General features: G+C 62.3%; 15 protein-coding genes. 9 read left to right on the top strand and 6 right to left on the bottom strand.

Annotated features, from left to right (window positions below; genetic code table 11):
• Positions 1–82 precede the first annotated feature (82 nt).
• On the top strand, positions 83–541 hold the full coding sequence (locus tag AD664_RS04860) for a metallophosphoesterase family protein (RefSeq protein ID WP_053144799.1): 459 nt from the start codon (positions 83–85) through the stop codon (positions 539–541).
• Positions 542–564: 23 nt separating this feature from the next.
• On the opposite strand, the gene AD664_RS04855 is transcribed toward AD664_RS04860, so the two are convergent.
• From AD664_RS04855 to AD664_RS04835, 5 genes are all read right to left on the bottom strand, one after another.
• A complete protein-coding gene (locus AD664_RS04855; RefSeq protein WP_053144797.1) occupies positions 565–1164 on the bottom strand; it encodes a TetR/AcrR family transcriptional regulator in 600 nt (199 codons plus the stop codon).
• Entirely contained in the window at positions 1151–1999 is an 849-nt protein-coding gene (locus AD664_RS04850; RefSeq protein ID WP_053144795.1) for a 3-hydroxyacyl-CoA dehydrogenase NAD-binding domain-containing protein, read from the bottom strand. Before AD664_RS04850 ends, AD664_RS04855 begins: the two co-directional genes overlap by 14 nt.
• A gap of 30 nt (positions 2000–2029) precedes the next feature.
• A complete protein-coding gene (locus AD664_RS04845) occupies positions 2030–2566 on the bottom strand; it encodes a cupin domain-containing protein (RefSeq protein WP_053144793.1) in 537 nt (178 codons plus the stop codon).
• Between the two features lie 66 nt (positions 2567–2632).
• Positions 2633–3748: an alcohol dehydrogenase catalytic domain-containing protein gene (locus AD664_RS04840; RefSeq protein ID WP_047738056.1), complete on the bottom strand. Its 1116-nt coding sequence runs from the start codon at positions 3746–3748 to the stop codon at positions 2633–2635.
• 66 nt (positions 3749–3814) lie between these two features.
• The gene (locus AD664_RS04835; protein WP_047738057.1) at positions 3815–4396 is read right to left on the bottom strand and encodes an amino acid synthesis family protein; all 582 of its coding nucleotides are present in this window, start codon (positions 4394–4396) and stop codon (positions 3815–3817) included.
• 126 nt (positions 4397–4522) lie between these two features.
• Here AD664_RS04835 and AD664_RS04830 point away from each other — a divergent pair, with 126 nt between their 5' ends.
• From AD664_RS04830 to AD664_RS04820, 3 genes are all read left to right on the top strand, one after another.
• Complete coding sequence (locus AD664_RS04830; RefSeq protein ID WP_047738059.1) at positions 4523–5374, top strand: fumarylacetoacetate hydrolase family protein; 852 nt, start codon at positions 4523–4525, stop codon at positions 5372–5374.
• Between the two features lie 40 nt (positions 5375–5414).
• Positions 5415–5975, top strand: coding sequence for a VOC family protein (locus AD664_RS04825; protein WP_047738061.1), 561 nt, complete (start codon positions 5415–5417; stop codon positions 5973–5975).
• A 111-nt stretch (positions 5976–6086) separates the two neighbouring features.
• Complete coding sequence (locus AD664_RS04820) at positions 6087–7727, top strand: bifunctional 3-(3-hydroxy-phenyl)propionate/3-hydroxycinnamic acid hydroxylase (RefSeq protein ID WP_047738062.1); 1641 nt, start codon at positions 6087–6089, stop codon at positions 7725–7727.
• A 76-nt stretch (positions 7728–7803) separates the two neighbouring features.
• Here AD664_RS04820 and AD664_RS04815 read toward each other — a convergent pair whose 3' ends face one another.
• Positions 7804–8490, bottom strand: a complete 687-nt coding sequence (locus AD664_RS04815; protein ID WP_047738065.1) for a GntR family transcriptional regulator — start codon at positions 8488–8490, stop codon at positions 7804–7806.
• A gap of 351 nt (positions 8491–8841) precedes the next feature.
• Between AD664_RS04815 and AD664_RS04810 the strand changes: the two genes are divergently transcribed.
• From AD664_RS04810 to AD664_RS04790, 5 genes are all read left to right on the top strand, one after another.
• Positions 8842–10494: a DUF1302 domain-containing protein gene (locus AD664_RS04810; protein WP_047738066.1), complete on the top strand. Its 1653-nt coding sequence runs from the start codon at positions 8842–8844 to the stop codon at positions 10492–10494.
• A 21-nt stretch (positions 10495–10515) separates the two neighbouring features.
• Positions 10516–11868: a DUF1329 domain-containing protein gene (locus tag AD664_RS04805; protein ID WP_047738068.1), complete on the top strand. Its 1353-nt coding sequence runs from the start codon at positions 10516–10518 to the stop codon at positions 11866–11868.
• A gap of 75 nt (positions 11869–11943) precedes the next feature.
• Positions 11944–13038 carry a YCF48-related protein gene (locus AD664_RS04800; RefSeq protein ID WP_053144790.1) on the top strand — a complete coding sequence of 365 codons (1095 nt, stop codon included), beginning with the start codon at positions 11944–11946 and terminating at the stop codon, positions 13036–13038.
• Positions 13035–15437 carry an RND family transporter gene (locus tag AD664_RS04795; RefSeq protein ID WP_053144788.1) on the top strand — a complete coding sequence of 801 codons (2403 nt, stop codon included), beginning with the start codon at positions 13035–13037 and terminating at the stop codon, positions 15435–15437. Before AD664_RS04800 ends, AD664_RS04795 begins: the two co-directional genes overlap by 4 nt.
• A complete protein-coding gene (locus AD664_RS04790; RefSeq protein WP_053144786.1) occupies positions 15438–15998 on the top strand; it encodes an NADPH-dependent FMN reductase in 561 nt (186 codons plus the stop codon).
• Positions 15999–16029: the final 31 nt, after the last annotated feature.

Here is a 16029-nt window from a genome sequence, read left to right as displayed (position 1 = left end):
CTTTTTACGACGGGCTGCGCATTTATTATTGGAAGCCTATCTTATTCGAATTCGGAACAATAATCGTTGTAAGGGAGCCAGGATGAAAGTTGGCGTCATCTCCGATACCCATGGGCTGCTCCGCCCCGAGGCGATAGCCGCGTTGCAGGGCTGCGAACGGATCATCCACGCCGGCGACATCGGCAGCCCGCACATTCTGGACCAACTGGCGGCCATTGCGCCGTTGCAGGTGGTGCGGGGGAATAACGACCTGGCGGCCGATTGGGCCGCTCATCTGGCTGATTGCCTGCAATTGGACCTGGAGGGTTGGGCGGGGTTGTTGGTTCACGATATTGCCGATGTGCCGACGCCCCTCGACCCGAGTGTGAAGCTGGTGATCACCGGCCACTCCCACCAACCGGGCATCGACTGGCGCGGCGAGCGGCTGTACCTGAACCCCGGCAGTGCCGGCCGACGGCGTTTCAAACTGCCGGTGACATTGGCGTTGCTGGAGGTCAGCGCCAGCGGGATCGAGCCGCGGATTGTTCCGCTGCTGGAGTAACGCTGTATCAGAGGGGCGGTCAGCTACTGGCGCGACGCTGCGTCGGCCGGGGCGCAGCGTGATTCGAAGCACTCGATCATCCGCTCCACCAGGTTGACCCAGGCGTCATCGGTGAGCGGTTGCTCGCCAGGGGCGCCCGCCAGCCCGTTGAGAAACCGGGTGATCGCACGTCCTGCCGCGGCGCAGGACGGGTGGGCGAGCAGGGATTCGCTAAAGATCAAGCGCAGGAAGGCGTCCTCGTATCGCGCGTATTGGTGGCTGATCAGTTGTTGCTGGGCGGCATCGAGGTAGATGAAGCCGTGCGAGGCCAACTGGAACTGCAACGGTCGTTCCCGATGCAGTTGCAAGTGCGCCCGAATAACGTCCGGCACCGTGCGTTTGCCGGTTGCGACTTTCGGCGCCAGGCTGCGTACCAGCCAGTGCAGTTCCTCGTAGAGTTCGTCGATCAGGTCGAACAACAAGTGTTGTTTGCTTGGAAAATAGTGATACAGCGAGCCCGGCGCGACGCCCACGTGACGCGCCAGTTCGCGCATGCCGACCTGGCCGAACCCTTTGTTGACGAATAACGCCACCGCCTGTTCACGGATGGTCGCGTAGCCACCCCGGGCTTCAGCGATAGGCATGGAAGCCCCGGCCGGTCTTCTTGCCCAGCAGCCCCGCGGCGACCAGTTCCCGCAGCAGCGGCGCGGCGCGGTATTTCGGGTCGCCAAAACCACTCTGCAAGGTGTCGAGGATCGCCAGCACCGTGTCCAGCCCAATCAGGTCGGCCAGTGCCAAAGGCCCGATAGGCTGGTTGCAGCCCAGGCGCATGCTGGTATCGATGGCCTGGGCATCGCCGTTTTCCTGAAGCACGAAAATGGCTTCGTTGATCATCGGCATGAGAATCCGGTTGACCATGAACCCGGGGCGGTTGCCGGTGAAGATGGCCGTCTTGCCCAAGCGTTCGACCAGTGCCCTGGCCGAGGCGGCGGTTGCTTCGCTGGTCAACAAACCAGGGATCAACTCCACCAGGCCCATCACCGGGACCGGGTTGAAGAAATGAATGCCCATGAAGCGTTCCGGGTGGCTGATGCCGGCGGCCAGTTCGGTGATCGACAGTGAAGAGGTGTTGCTGGCGATCAGGCAGTCGGGACGGACATGAGCGGCGACCTGCTGCAGGATGCTTCGCTTGAGTGCCAGGTTCTCCGTGGCCGCCTCGATCACCAGGTCGACGGCGTCGAGGTCGGCATAACAAGTCGAGGTGCGGATGCGTTGCAAGGTCACGCTGGCCTGGTCTTGGCTCAGGACACCTTTGGCCACTTGCCGGTCCAGGTGTTGGCGTATGGTTTCAAGCCCTTTGTCGAGCGCCTGTTGGTTGATGTCGATGAGCAGCAGCAGGTGCTCGGCGCTCGCGCAGACCTGGGCGATGCCACTGCCCATCGTCCCGGCGCCGATCACCGCAATGTAATGCATGGTCATAGTCAATACCTGAGAGGTGACGTGCACCGGCTAGCGGTGATGTGCGCCGATCATGACGAACAGCGCCCGCGCGATGCGGTCGCTTTTGTTGCGCCAGGCATGCCGGTTGCCGTGCTGGATAACCACATCGCCGGGCTGGATGCGCTTCTGTTCGCCATTGTCCAGTTCCAGCCAGAGTTCACCCTCCAGCAGGATGCCGTAGTCGATGGTTGGCGTCGTGTGCATGCCCGGCTGTTCAGGCTCGAAGCGTTCGAACAGGCCGGGCAGTGCGCCGCCCAGTTCTGCGACCATCAGCCCGACGTCGGTGGGGTTGTGCATCACCGAATCCGGGGGGAAGTCATAGATGGCCAGGCTGGTTTCGCCAGGCCCAGGCACCAGGGATGGATGGGCCGCCGTGGGGTCCCGGTGGGCGTCCGATGCGGTGGGCGCGGTGCCGGTGGACCACACATGGGCCATGGCATGGCCAGGTACGGACTGAAACGAACACGCACGCGGCACCGCGGCATCACTGATAAACACCGATTGGCCCGCAGCATCCAGGCCCGTGACAATTCTTCGGATCTTCATGGCACTTCCTGAACAAGGTGGGCGGGCACCCGCGTGCCCGCCGTGGTCGGGTGCAGACCGTTGGCCTCAGGGGCAGATGACGTAGTTGCTGAAGCCGCCGTGGCGGTTTTCGATGCCGCTGATCGCGCCGTTGACGTCCTCCAGGCTGAACGCGGTGTTCTCGAAGAACGAGAGGTCCAGCACACCGGACTCCACCATGTCGGCCATGGCTTGCCCTTGCCCGGTGGTGAACCAGGCCGAGCCGCTGATCTGGATATCGTTGTCCATGATCCAATGGAGATCGATGGGGACATCACCGGCAATCGCCCCGATGTTAACCAGATGCCCGCCGCGATGGATGGATTTGAGGGCTTGGGTCAGGGTTTCATGGGGAGCGCCGGGGCCCAGGGCATCGATGACCACGTCGACGCCTTCGCCCTGGGTGATTTGCCGGACCCATTCCTGGATCGGCTGGGTTCCCAGGGTATGGATTTCGATCCGGCCCGGCGCCGCCAGATCCTTCACGCGCTGGAAGAGCTCCTGGTTGCGGGCGGTGCCGAGGATCTTGCGAACGCCCATGGCCAGGGCCAGGGCGACGGCGCCCAGCCCCAGTGTGCCGCTGATGCCGTTGATCAACAGGGTTGTACCAGGACCGACATTGGCCTTGAGCATGGCTTTGTAGGCCGTGCCCAGGTACCCCAGCCGCGCGGCGGTCTCGAAGCTCAGGTTGGCAGGCAGCTTGACCAGGCTGTATTGCGGGGCCGGGAGGTACTCGCACAGGCCGCCGTAAGGGTAGTCTTCGAACATGCGCGGGCTTTTCGGGGTGAAACCGAAGTAACCGTTGAAGGTGTAGGCGGTACAGGCGATGGTATTGCCGGCGCGGCAGGCACGGCAGGAGCCGCAGTGGCGACCCGGATTGACGTAGACCCGGTCGCCGACCTTGAAGTCATAGACCTGGGGACCGACGGCCTCGATGACGCCGGCCGGATCGAGGCCAAACGTGGCCGGCAGTTTCGGCAATGGGTTCTGGGGGAACCATTTGACCCAGTTGGTCAGGATGTTATGCAGGTTCGGCACGATCCCGCAGGCCTTGACCTTGACCAACACCTCGGTCGGACGGATCTGCGGTACCGGCAGGTGCTCGATGACCATGGGTTTACCGCCTTCATACAGGCGTGCGGCGCGCATAGTTTGTGTCGTCATGATGTTCTCCAGCACTTGTTGTTTTTGTCGTGGAACGCGACCTTGAAACCGACTTGTACCGGGTCGCTAACGCAAACCGTCCTCGCCCTTTACGTCCGCCGCCGCCAGGCCACCCAGGCGGGCATGGATACGACCGCCGCTGGCCATGGCCAGGCCGAAGGCGATTTCCCCGCGCCGGGGGCCGTCCCACACCGTCATCTCGGCTACGCCGAAGTGACTGCGTACATAGGCCGCCTGGGTATGTCCCAACGGGATCATCACCCGGCAGCCCGGGCCACCGATGGTCTTGCCCGCCGGCACGATGGCCTTGGGGTTGCCCAGTGCTTCGCGCATCGCCCAGCCACCGGCTTCATGCCAGACAGCACCGTGCTCCAGCTCCCCGTCTTCGCCGACGATCGCCCCCTTGCCGTACGCCTGGACGTTGCCGGCACCGCCCAGGGCCTGGATCAACCGCTCCGACAATTCGGCTCCCAGGCCTCTCAATGCCTGCATGAACGGCAGCAGGTCTTCTACATACCGACCTGCGTACGGGTTGGCGACCACCGCGGTCGCCACGGCGATCCTCAGTGGTTGCGACGAACGGGGTCCACCCTCGTGGAAGACTTCTTCCATGTCCAGCTTGACCTTGCGAACCATCACCAGCGACATGCCTGACCTCCAGAAACCGAGAGCCTCAATGGCTCGTTATTTTTTTGAACCGGCCTTTCGCATTATGCATTTAATGATGTATGGTGCAAGAACATTGTTTTTGTGCACAAAAATAGGAAAAGCAACATGAAGCTTATTTCGTACCGCAAAGAAGGAGAGGCCCGATTCGGCGCTGTCGTCGGCGAGGGTGTAGTGGAGTTGAACCGCCGCTTCGAGCAGGTGCCGGATCTCGCGGCTTTCCTGGCCGAGCCGTCCCTCCTGCCGCAGGCCCGCCACGTGGTGGCGACCGAGCCGACCGATTACCCGTTTGCCAGCGTGCAACTGGACGCGGTGATCCCCAACCCCGGCAAGGTCATTTGCGTGGGCATCAACTATGTCGCCCACGCTGAAGAAGCCGGGCGCAAGGTGGGTGAATTCCCGGTGATCTTCCAGCGCTTCGCCGAGACGCTGCTTCCCCACGGAGAAGCCCTGGTGCGGCCCAAGGTGTCCGAGCAATTCGACTTCGAGGCCGAATTGGCCGTGGTCATCGGCAAGGGCGGTGCGCATATCGACCCGGCCGATGCGATGGATCATGTGGCGGGCTACACCTGCTTCAACGATGCCAGTGTCCGCGACTGGCAGTTCCACACGCACCAGTACGGCATGGGCAAGACCTTTCGAAAAACCGGTGCACTGGGCCCGTGGCTCATTCCAGCGGCGGACATTAGCGATTACCGTAAGCTGGTGGTGCGCGGTGTTCTCAACGGTGAGCAGTTGCAGGAAGGCAGCCTCTCGGAGCTGGCCTTCGACATTCCGCACCTGATTGCCTATGTATCGAAAGCGCTGCCGTGGAACCCGGGGGACATTCTGGCAACCGGTACGCCGAGCGGGATCGGTTTCAAGCGAAAACCACCGATCTTCCTCAAGCCCGGCGATGTGTTTGAAGTTGTCATCAGCGAGATCGGGACGTTGTCGAACGGCGTCATCGACGAAGCCTGAGCGTTGCCCTCTGCACAATCATAAAAATTGGAGGTTCCCGATGTCCGCATTGCCCACTATCAACTTCACCCACTCCGGCGTGTTCTGCGAAGACCTCGATCGCATGGTCGATTTCTACTGCCGCATCCTCGGGTTCATCGTCAGCGACAGAGGCGTGGCGTCTACCGGGCACCGCCTGTTCTTCATGACCCAGAACCCGGAATTGCACCACCAGGTCGTCCTGTTCGACGGCAAACCGGTGGATCTGCCGTTCAACCCGATCAATCAATTGTCGTTCCTGCTCAACTCGCTGCAAGACCTGCAAACCTATTACCGATTTGCCCGCAAGAGTGGCATCGAAGGGATTGCCCAGGTCGATCACGGCAACGCCTGGTCCATCTACTTCAAGGACCCGGAAGGCAACCCGATCGAGATGTACGTGGACACGCCTTTCTATACCGCGCAACCCTGCAAGGAACCGCTCGACCTGGAGCTGCCCACCGAGGTGATCCTGGCCCAGACCGAGGCCATGTGTCGTCGCCGCCCGGGTTTCCAGACCCGTGGGCAATGGATGGAGTCGATGCGGGCCAGGATCGACGAGCAGCGGGTTCGTATCGCCTGATCGTTGCGCGGGCAGGCCCGGCGCCTGTTCCGTATGTAGGGATGTAGGCTGGTCGATGGGCGCCTGCGTTGATCGACCAGCAATCGACAAGAATAAGAAGCGGAGTAGACGATGGACTACGATGTCATCATTGTTGGGATGGGGCCGGTGGGCGCGTTGTGCGCAAACCTGGCCGGCATGTGGGGGCTCGACGCCCTGGTGGTGGACAAGTCCGAGACGGTGTACGCCAATCCGCGGGCCATGGGGTTCGACCAGGAGGTGATGCGGGTCTTGGGCAACATCGGCCTGGCGGATGCCATTACCGAGCACGTCATGCCTTATCGTCCCTCGGAATACCGCACCACCGGTTCACAGCTGATCAAGCGCATCGACGCCGCCCAGCCGCCGTTCCCGCTGGGTTGGGCCCCCAACTATGTGTTCTCGCAGCCGCCGGTGGAGCGTGCGCTTCGGTCCAGGATCGCCTGTTTCGAATCGGTCACCGTCGAGCTCGGCTCCGAAGTGCTGTCGGCGGACTCGACGCCGTCGCAGGCTCAGGTGCGTATCCGCAACCAGGAGGGCGTCGAGCGAACGGTGACGGCGGCCCATGTGCTGGCGTGTGACGGCGGCACCAGCCCGATCCGTAGCCGCCTGGGTCTGAAAATGGAGGACCTGGCCTTCGACGAGCCATGGCTGGTGGTCGACGTCATCCTTAATGAAGGGGCGGGCGAACACCTGCCCCAGACCAATGTGCAGTTCTGTGAACTGGCCCGCCCGTGCACCTTCGTCGTTGGCCCCGGACGTCATCGTCGCTGGGAATTCATGATCAATCCGGACGAACAACCGTCGGAAATCTCCCAGCCGGACACGATCAGGAAACTGATCGCGCGTTGGCTGCCCGAGGAGGACTACCAGCTCTGGCGCGCCTCGGCGTACCGCTTCCATGCCCTGATCCTGGAGCAATGGCGGGCCGATCGGGTGTTCTTCCTCGGCGATGCGGCACACATGACCCCGCCATTCCTGGCACAAGGCATGTGCCAGGGGATTCGCGATGCGTTGAACCTGGTCTGGAAACTGGCACTGGTCAAGCGCGGGCAGGCGGCCCCGGCGTTTCTCGACACTTACCAGGTCGAACGCATCCCTCATGTCCGCCAGACCACCCTGGCAGCCAAGGAATTTGGCGGGGTGATATGCGAGCGAGACAAGGAGCGGGCGGCGATCCGCGATGCGCGGTTGATCCAGCAGATGCAGGACAACCCCGGCGGCATCATCCGCCAGTCGCTGATCCCGGGTTTGACCGCAGGCTTCATCGCTCATGTCGCGCCGGCCGGCGAGCTGTTTCCGCAGCCGATGGTCATCAACCACGCGGGCAAGCGCGCCTTGCTCGATGAGTTTACCGGCCAGTCGTTTCGCGTGGTGATTGCTCCCGGGTTCGACGCCAGTGCCTTGCTTCGTTGCCTGCGCAGCAGCCAGGCGCTCAAGGGCTTGCCAATGCAGGTGGTGCGGCTGGTGGATCCTGGACAAGCCGGGACGCGGACGCCCGATGACTACGAGGAAGTCGATGGGCTGTTGGCCCAATGGCTGGAGCGGCGCGGTTGCAACGTGGTGATCGTGCGCCCGGATCACTACGTGTATGGCGGCGCGGTGACTGTGGCGTGGGCGATGGAACTGCTGGAGGGAATGGAACTGGCACTTTGGGGGCGACAGCCGGAGCAGCCCTCCAAGCACAACGGCAGCGATGAGACGAGCCGGTTCGCCCAGGCCCTGAGCCAGTAAGACAAAAGGCCCTTCGTTGCACACTGTCCACGAAAGCAGTGCGCGGCGAAGGGCCTTTTCCTGTGGCGCCGGGGGGTTATTGCAGCGTGGCTTGCCGGCGCTCGATCGCCTCGATGATGCGCCCCAGGGTTTCCTCGATATGGTTGCGCAGCAGCGTCAGCGCTTTCTCGCGGTCGCGGCCCAGGGCGGCTTCCATCAACGTCTGGTGTTCGTTGCCCTTGTGCCGCTGGGTGGTGCGCTGCTGGGCGGAAAAACGCCGGTAACGCTCGGCGCGATCAAACAACGAGTCGATCATCTTCAGCAGCAGGGGGGATGGGCAGGCCGCGAACAGCGCGAAGTGAAAGGCCTTGTGCCGGGCCGACCATTCGTCATCGAGCACCAGTACACCGCTGCCGAGTTTTTTCTCGATCAGGTTCAGGCGGTGGAAAGCCCCCAGCACATCCGCTTCCCATGCGTCGTCACCGTACTGGATGGCGTCGCCCAGTGCCTCGCACTCCAGCAGGCAGCGCATGCGGGTGATGTCGCGAAAGTCGTTGGCTGAAATCGGCGCGACCCTGAAGCCTTTGTTATCGCTGGCTTCGACCACGCCGTCCTGGGTCAGTCGATTGAGCGCTTCGCGAATCGGCGAACTGCTCAACCCATAGGTCTTGGAAAGCTCCGCAACCTTGAGCTTTTCGCCGGGAGCCAGCTCACAGCAAACGATCGCTTTCTTCATTTTGGTCAACGCGACATCAATCAGCGGCGTGCCGGGGGAGGGGATCATGGTCGAGTCATCCTGAAATTTTGCACCAAACGGATTTTATGCGCAAAAACTAGTTTAGTGCAAAGGGCGCGTGTGCGCCTCCTGTTACTGAATGCCCCCTCTCTCAAGTCAGCCAATGCTATGGACTGCGCAGGCGGCTTTCCTTCCCGGTCTTCCTCGGATGTGCAAACACCTGCGCCGAATCCGCTTGACTTTGGATTTTGGCAGGATTAGTTTTTGTGCACAAAGTGATTTTAAGTGTAGAAAAATATGTTTTACGCATATTGATGTAAGCGGTACGGCGCTCGCGTATTCGCGGCCAATGCCGTGAGTGGATGACCTTTTACAAAAACAAAAAAACAGGAACATCTCATGAAAACAGCCAACCAGCGGCTCTGCCCGTTGCCGGTCTCCGATCTTGCCTGCGCCGTCGGCGCGACGCTGATGCTGAGCCTGTCAACGCAGGTGCAGGCGTTCCAGATCGACACCGGCAACCCGGATCTTTCGGCAACCTGGGACAACACCATCAAGTACAGCAATGCCTGGCGCGTGAACAAACTCGATCACAAGGTGGCCGCAGGTCCTGGCACGTCCAACAGCAACCCCAACCTGGATGACGGCGACCGCAATTTCGACCGTGGGCTCATCTCCAATCGGCTGGACATCCTGTCCGAGTTCGACATCAAGTACAAAGACGTGGGTGCCCGGGTCAGCGCGGCGTCGTGGTACGACAGCGTCTATAGCCAGCACAACGACAACGATTCACCGGGCACCGCCAACTCCGTGAGTGTCGACCACGATGAATTCACCAGCGACACCCGGCGGATTCACGGCCAGCGCACCGAAATCCTCGACGCCTTCGTCTACGGCTCCCGCGACGTCGGCACGACCACGCTGTCCGGTCGGCTCGGGCAGTTCACGCAGATCTACGGTGAGAGCCTGTTCTTCGGCGCCAACGGCATCGCCAATGCCCAGTCCACCGTCGACCTGGTCAAGCTGCAATCGGTGCCGGGCTCGCAATTCAAGGAAATCCTCATGCCCACCAAGCAGGTGGCGGGCAACTGGCAGCTCAATGACACGGTGAGCGTGGGCGCCTATTACCAGTTCGAATGGAACAAGACCCGCCTGCCCGCGGCAGGCAGTTACTTCAGCGGTGCAGACTTTGTCGGGGAAGGCGGGGAGCAAGTGTTCTTTCCCACCGGTGTGCTGCGTCACGGCAAGGACAAGGAGGCGAGGGATTCCGGGCAGTTCGGTGCCCAGCTGAAGTTCGCCCTCGACGACTGGGAGTTCGGCCTCTACGCCGCGAAGTACCACGAAAAAACCCCGGTGTTCTACTTCCGCCCGGCGGCGTTGGTGCCTGGCGCGGATGATTCGTTCATCAACGTCTACCCCGAGGACATCAAGGTCTTCGGCGCCAGTTTCAGCACCCAGGTGGGCGAGAGCAACATCGCTGGCGAAACCTCGATCCGGCTCGATACGCCGTTGGCCGGGGTCGGCGGGACGATCATCACCGGGATGGACGCGGACAACGACGCGCACGCTGCCTATCCCATTGGCCGCTCGTGGCATGCCCAGGTGTCGATGATCAACGTCTATGGTGGCTCGGCCCTGTGGGACGGCGCCTCGCTGGTCGGCGAGTTGGCCTTCAACCGGCGCCTGAGCGTGACCAAGAACGCCGATCAACTGGACCCCAACACCACCCGCGATGCATTCGCCCTGCGTTTCACCTTTGAGCCGCAGTACTTCCAGGTCTTCCCAGGCATCGATGTGCAGATGCCGATCACCGTCGGCTACAACCCCTCCGGACGCTCTTCCGTGACTCCCCAGGCGTTCGGCCCGGAACACGGCGGCGACCTGACCCTGGGCCTCAAGGCCGATTACAAGAAGCAATGGTACGCCTCGCTCAGCTACACCAACTTCTTCGGTGAGGCCGGCCCGGTGATCAATGCCTCCAACTCATTCACCTACCAGCAAAACATGAAGGATCGGGACTTCGTGGCGTTCTCGATCCAGCGAACCTTCTAAGCAAACAGGCGGGCCCTGAACATGACAAAAATAAAATGGCTGTTGCTGTCCACACTGTCGCTCTCGCTGTCCATCGGCACCGCATCGGCGGCGGTCAGTGCCGATGAAGCGGCCAAGCTCAAGACCACGCTGACGCCCATGGGCGCGGAAAAAGCCGGCAATGCCGCCGGCACGATCCCGGCCTGGACCGGCGGCTTGACCCAGGACGTCGGCGGGGCCAAGTTCGGCGATGTTCCCGTCGACCCGTTTCCCGGCGAGAAGCCGGTGTTGCAGATCACCGCGAAAAACGCCAGCCAGTACGCCGACAAACTGAGCGAGGGCACCCAGGCACTTCTGGCCAAGTACCCGGACACCTTTCGCCTCGATGTCTACCCGACCCACCGCAGCGCGGCGGCACCGGACAGCGTCTACCAGAACACGTTTGCCAACGCCACGCGCTGCAAGACCACCCAAAATGGCTTGTCCGTCGAGGGCTGCTATGGCGGTATCCCGTTTCCGATCCCCAAGACCGGCAACGAGGTGATCTGGAATTTCCTCTTGCGCGTCGAAGCCGAATCCATCCAGATGGGCTACGCCAACATCATCGGCAACGCCGACGGCACCCGTACGCTGGCCAGCCGGGGCGTGGAGAACTGGCAGTATCCGTACTACTACAAGGATGGCGCCGCGGATAAGTGGTCGGGTCAGTATGCGCTGTTGCGTTTCCTGACCAGCGAGCCGCCATTCAAGGCCGGCGAATCGCTGGTGACCCATGACAGCATCAACGCCGAGGAACCCCGGCAGGCCTGGCAGTACCTGGTGGGGCAACGTCGCGTGCGCCGTGCGCCCACCGTGGGCTACGACACCCCGGACTTCGTGGCATCGGGCGCCAATTATTTCGATGAGGTGCACGGCTTCATCGGGCATCCTGATCGCTACGACTGGAAGCTGGTGGGCAAGAAAGAGCTGTACATCCCCTACAACGACAACCGCTTCCATGCCGAGAAACGCGACGACGTGTTCGTTGCCAACCACCTCAATCCGGACAAGCTGCGTTGGGAATTGCACCGCGTCTGGGAGCTGGAAGCCACGGTCGCCCCGGGCAAGCGCCATGCAGTGCCCAAGCGGCGGTTCTTCATCGACGAAGACAGCTGGACGGTCTCCCTGGTCGATGGCTATGACGCCGAGGGCAAGTTGTGGCGCGTCTCCCAGGTCATGCCGTTCGTAGTACCGGCGATTCCGGCGGTGGTGGTCAAGCCGGTGGTGATCTACAACCTGCAAGCCAAGACCTACAGCGTCGTGCAGGGCCTCAACGGCGAAACCTACAGCGTCATTGCGCGCAAGCCCGAGAACTTTTTCACCGGCACCTCGGTGGCGTCAGGGTCGGTTCGCTGAGCCTCTGATTGGGTTTTGTTTCTGTGGGAGCGGTGCTTGCCGCCGCTGCCACGAATCGCTTCGACGAGGTCCAGAATGCGTAATTTCTCTACACGTCCCTTGACGGCATTGATTGCCAGCGCGTGGATGGCAACAACCCTGGGCGGCAACGCCGCCGCGGCGCAGACAACCGAAACACCGGAGCAACCGGCCATCAGCAGCACGATGGCGACGCAATCGGTCATGCTCAGCGTGGCCCGTGCCGGGCAGCGCCTGGTCGCCGTTGGCGAGAGAGGCTTCATCATCGTCTCGCAGGATAACGGCGCCAGTTGGAAGCAAGTCAGCTCGCCGGTCAGCATGACCTTGGTCAAGGTGCGTTTCATCGACGCCAACCTCGGCTGGGCAGTCGGGCATGCCGGCGTGGTCCTGCACAGCCGCGATGGCGGACTCACCTGGGAGAAGCAGCTCGATGGCCTCCAGGCGGCGGGCATCGAGGTGGAACAGGCCCGGCGTGAAACCGGCGAACAGGCCCGCGAGCATCTGGAGCAGGCCCGGCAACTGCTGGACGAGGGGCCCGACAAACCGTTACTCGACCTGCTGTTTCTCGATGCGCGCAACGGTTGGGTGGTGGGTGCCTATGGCCTGGCATTCGTGACCCATGATGGCGGGCAGAGCTGGCAATCGATCCGCTCCAGCCTCGACAACCCCTCGGGGTTACACCTCTACAGCATCGAGCGGGTCAGGGGCGATGTATTCATCGCTGGCGAACAAGGGATCCTGCTGCGTTCGAGCGATGACGGCCGTAGCTTCGAACCGCTGGTGTCGCCCTACGAGGGCACCATTTTCGGTCTCCAGGCTGGAGCGGGGCGCTCGCTGCTGATGTTCGGCTTGCGTGGCAAGGCGTTCGAATCCCGCGATCGCGGTGACACCTGGCAACGCCTCGATACGCTGGAACCGGTGACGCTGACCAGCGGCCTGCGACTCGACGACGGCTCGGTGCTGCTGGCGGATGAATCGGGCCGTGTGCTGCGCTTTGCCGAGGGGGCGACGCAAGCAACCGTCCTGACGATCGCGCAACCTCGTTACTTCACGGGCATGACGCAGGCGGCGAACGGCGAGCTGATCATCAGCAGTTCGCGTGGCGTGCTGGCGTCTGCCATCGCCGCGCAATCGCCGGAGCAGCCACAATGAACAGCTTCACCCACTCTGCCGAACGCCACTGTGCTGCTACGGCGCAACCCTTCGACCCTGCCTCGGGCACCCTGGTCGAACGGCTTTTGTTCAACCATCGCGGCATTGTCCTGGGGCTCTGCGTGCTGCTCAGCCTGGTGCTGGGTTACCAGGCGCTGAGCCTGAAACTCAACGCCGCCTTCGAGAAAATGATCCCCACCGATCACCCCTACGTGCAGAACTACCTGAAGAACCGCGGCCAGTTGGGGGAGGGTGGCAACACCTTGCGGATTGCGATCGAGACCCGACAGGGCAGCATTTTCGATGCCGCGTACCTGGAAACGGTCAAGAAGATCAATGACGAAGTGTTCCTGTTGCCAGGCGTCGACCGCTCCTACATGAAGTCCCTGTGGACCCCGGCGACGCGCTGGATCGGCGTGACCGAAGAGGGTTTCGACGGCGGACCGGTGATCCCGGATGACTACGATGGCTCGGTCGCCAGCCTGGAAAAGGTTCGGCAGAACGTCGACAGATCGGGCGAAGTCGGGCGATTGGTGGCCTCCAACTTCAAGTCCAGTATCGTGCTGCTGCCCCTTCAGGAAAGGGCCCCGGAGGATGGCAAACCGCTGGACTACAACGCTTTGTCTAGCCAACTGGAACAGATCCGCACGCGGTATGAGAGCCCGGACATCCAGATCCATATCACCGGTTTCGCCAAGGTCGTAGGCGACCTGATCGAGGGCATGCGGCAGATGCAGGTGTTTTTCGCGGCCACCCTGGTGATCTGCGCCCTGGTGCTGTTCTGGTACACCCGCTGTGCCCGCAGCACGGTCCTGGTGTTGCTGTGTTCGATCATTGCCGTGGTCTGGCTGCTCGGATTGCTGCCGACCCTGGGGTTCGACCTGGACCCGTACTCGATCCTGGTGCCATTTCTGGTGTTTGCCATCGGCTTGAGCCATGGCGCGCAGAAAATGAATGGCATCATGCAGGACATCGGCCGTGGCGCCGACAAGCGGGTGGCGGCACGTTTCACCTTTCGCCGCCTGTTCCTGACCGGGCTGATGGCGCTGGTGGCGGACGCCGTAGGGTTCGCGGTGTTGATGATCATCAAGATCCCGGTGATCCAGGACCTGGCCGTCACCGCGACCCTGGGCGTGCTCGCGCTGATTGTCACCAACCTGATCCTGTTGCCGATCCTGCTTTCCTACACCGGCGTGAGCAAGGTCGCCGCGCAGCGCGAAGCAGTCAACGAGCGCTTTTCCAGGCTCGATGCCGGGCACGCGCGGCATCCATTCTGGGCGTTCCTGGACCGGTTCACCGAGCGCAAATGGGCCAGTGGCGCGATCATCGTCGCGCTGCTCCTGGGGGCCGTAGGGTTCGCCATCAGCCTTCACGTCAAGATCGGCGACCTGAACCCCGGTGCCCCGGAGTTGCGTCCAGAGTCGCGCTACAACACCGACAACCGCTTCATGGTCAGTAACTTCTCCGCCAGCAGCGACAAATACGTGGTGATGGTCAAGACGCCGCAATACTACTGTGCCAACTACCAGACGCTGGTCGCGGTCGATGCCCTGGAAGCGCAACTGCAGCAGGTGCCCGGCGTCGTCTCCACCACATCGCTGGCCGCCCTCAGCAAGCAGGCCGCCGCCGGCATGAACGAAGGCAGCATGACCTGGTATGAGATTCCCCGTAACCAGGGGCTTTTGAACGCCATCATCACCCGCGCACCACGAGAGCTGTTCAACCAGAACTGCGACCTGTTGACCGTGTACGTCTACCTCACCGATCACAAGGCCGATACCCTGACCCGCGTGGCGCAGACCGTCGAGCAGTTTGCGGCGGCCCACGACACCGATCAGATCCAGTTCCTCAACGCAGCGGGCAATGCTGGTATCGAGGCGGCCACCAACATCGTGGTGAAACGTTCGAACGTGCAGATGCTGTTCATGGTGTACGCAGCGGTCATCGCCCTGTGCTTCATGACCTTCAGGTCGTGGCGAGCGGTGGTCTGTACGGTGCTGCCGCTGATGCTGACCTCGGTATTGTGCGAGGCGCTGATGGTCGGGCTGAACATCGGGGTCAAGGTGGCGACCCTTCCGGTGATTGCCTTGGGGGTGGGGATCGGCGTGGACTACGCGCTGTACATCCTCAGCGTGACCCTGGGTCATCTGCGCAATGGCGCCAGCCTGTCGAACGCTTACTACCTGGCCTTGCTGTCCACCGGCAAAGTGGTGGTGTTGACCGGGATCACCCTGGGCGTCGCCGTGACCACCTGGGTGTTGTCGCCCATCAAGTTCCAGGCCGACATGGGCATCCTGCTCGGTTTCATGTTCGTGTGGAACATGGTCGGCGCCCTGGTGCTGGTGCCTGCGCTCGCGCACTTCCTCCTCAAACCGACACCGCAGACAGCGAGCCTCTGAATGAACTCGACGATCGATCTCCTGGGCCTGTCCGGCAGCCTGCGCAAGCATTCAAGCCATACCGCGATCCTGCGCACGGTGGCCGAACGGTTGGCGGGACCGGTCCGGCTGACGCTTCACGGGCTGGAGAATATCCCGCCCTATAACGAAGATCAGGAGGGTGCCGATGCGCCACCGTCCGTGGTCGCCTTGCGCACCGCCGTGGCGCAGGCCGACGGGGTGCTGATCGGCTCGCCGGAATACAACCATGGCATGTCCGGGGTGCTGAAAAATGCCCTGGACTGGTTGTCTCGTCCCCATGGCCGGTCGGTGCTGAGCGGGCGCCCGGTGCTGACCTTCACGGCGTCCCCGGCGTTTACCGGGGGTGTGCGGGCGCATCAGCAACTCAATGAAACCCTCTGGGCCATCCAGGCGGCAATGGTGAGCTACCCGCAGATCGTCATTGGCAACGTCGCCACCAAGATAGAGCACGGCCGTCTGGTGGACGAAGCCGCCAGCGGTTTCCTGATGGCCGGCGTAGACGCGCTGATCGAACGAGCGACCCTGCACCGGGACCGCTAGCCAGCGCACAAAGGAGCGCTGGCCGGTGTTG

Source organism: Pseudomonas sp. P97.38, assembly GCF_001269745.1.
In the GTDB taxonomy this organism is placed as follows: Bacteria; Pseudomonadota; Gammaproteobacteria; order Pseudomonadales; family Pseudomonadaceae; genus Aquipseudomonas; species Aquipseudomonas chlororaphis_E.
This window is presented reverse-complemented; position numbering and strand designations above follow the sequence as displayed.

Bases quoted from the DNA above. Each gene is read 5' to 3' on its own strand.
- AD664_RS04860 (WP_053144799.1), top strand. From the start codon at position 83: ATGAAAGTTGGCGTCATCTCCGATACCCATGGGCTGCTCCGCCCCGAG.
- AD664_RS04855 (WP_053144797.1), bottom strand. From the start codon at position 1,164: ATGCCTATCGCTGAAGCCCGGGGTGGCTACGCGACCATCCGTGAACAG.
- AD664_RS04850 (WP_053144795.1), bottom strand. From the start codon at position 1,999: ATGACCATGCATTACATTGCGGTGATCGGCGCCGGGACGATGGGCAGT.
- AD664_RS04845 (WP_053144793.1), bottom strand. From the start codon at position 2,566: ATGAAGATCCGAAGAATTGTCACGGGCCTGGATGCTGCGGGCCAATCG.
- AD664_RS04840 (WP_047738056.1), bottom strand. From the start codon at position 3,748: ATGACGACACAAACTATGCGCGCCGCACGCCTGTATGAAGGCGGTAAA.
- AD664_RS04835 (WP_047738057.1), bottom strand. From the start codon at position 4,396: ATGTCGCTGGTGATGGTTCGCAAGGTCAAGCTGGACATGGAAGAAGTC.
- AD664_RS04830 (WP_047738059.1), top strand. From the start codon at position 4,523: ATGAAGCTTATTTCGTACCGCAAAGAAGGAGAGGCCCGATTCGGCGCT.
- AD664_RS04825 (WP_047738061.1), top strand. From the start codon at position 5,415: ATGTCCGCATTGCCCACTATCAACTTCACCCACTCCGGCGTGTTCTGC.
- AD664_RS04820 (WP_047738062.1), top strand. From the start codon at position 6,087: ATGGACTACGATGTCATCATTGTTGGGATGGGGCCGGTGGGCGCGTTG.
- AD664_RS04815 (WP_047738065.1), bottom strand. From the start codon at position 8,490: ATGATCCCCTCCCCCGGCACGCCGCTGATTGATGTCGCGTTGACCAAA.
- AD664_RS04810 (WP_047738066.1), top strand. From the start codon at position 8,842: ATGAAAACAGCCAACCAGCGGCTCTGCCCGTTGCCGGTCTCCGATCTT.
- AD664_RS04805 (WP_047738068.1), top strand. From the start codon at position 10,516: ATGACAAAAATAAAATGGCTGTTGCTGTCCACACTGTCGCTCTCGCTG.
- AD664_RS04800 (WP_053144790.1), top strand. From the start codon at position 11,944: ATGCGTAATTTCTCTACACGTCCCTTGACGGCATTGATTGCCAGCGCG.
- AD664_RS04795 (WP_053144788.1), top strand. From the start codon at position 13,035: ATGAACAGCTTCACCCACTCTGCCGAACGCCACTGTGCTGCTACGGCG.
- AD664_RS04790 (WP_053144786.1), top strand. From the start codon at position 15,438: ATGAACTCGACGATCGATCTCCTGGGCCTGTCCGGCAGCCTGCGCAAG.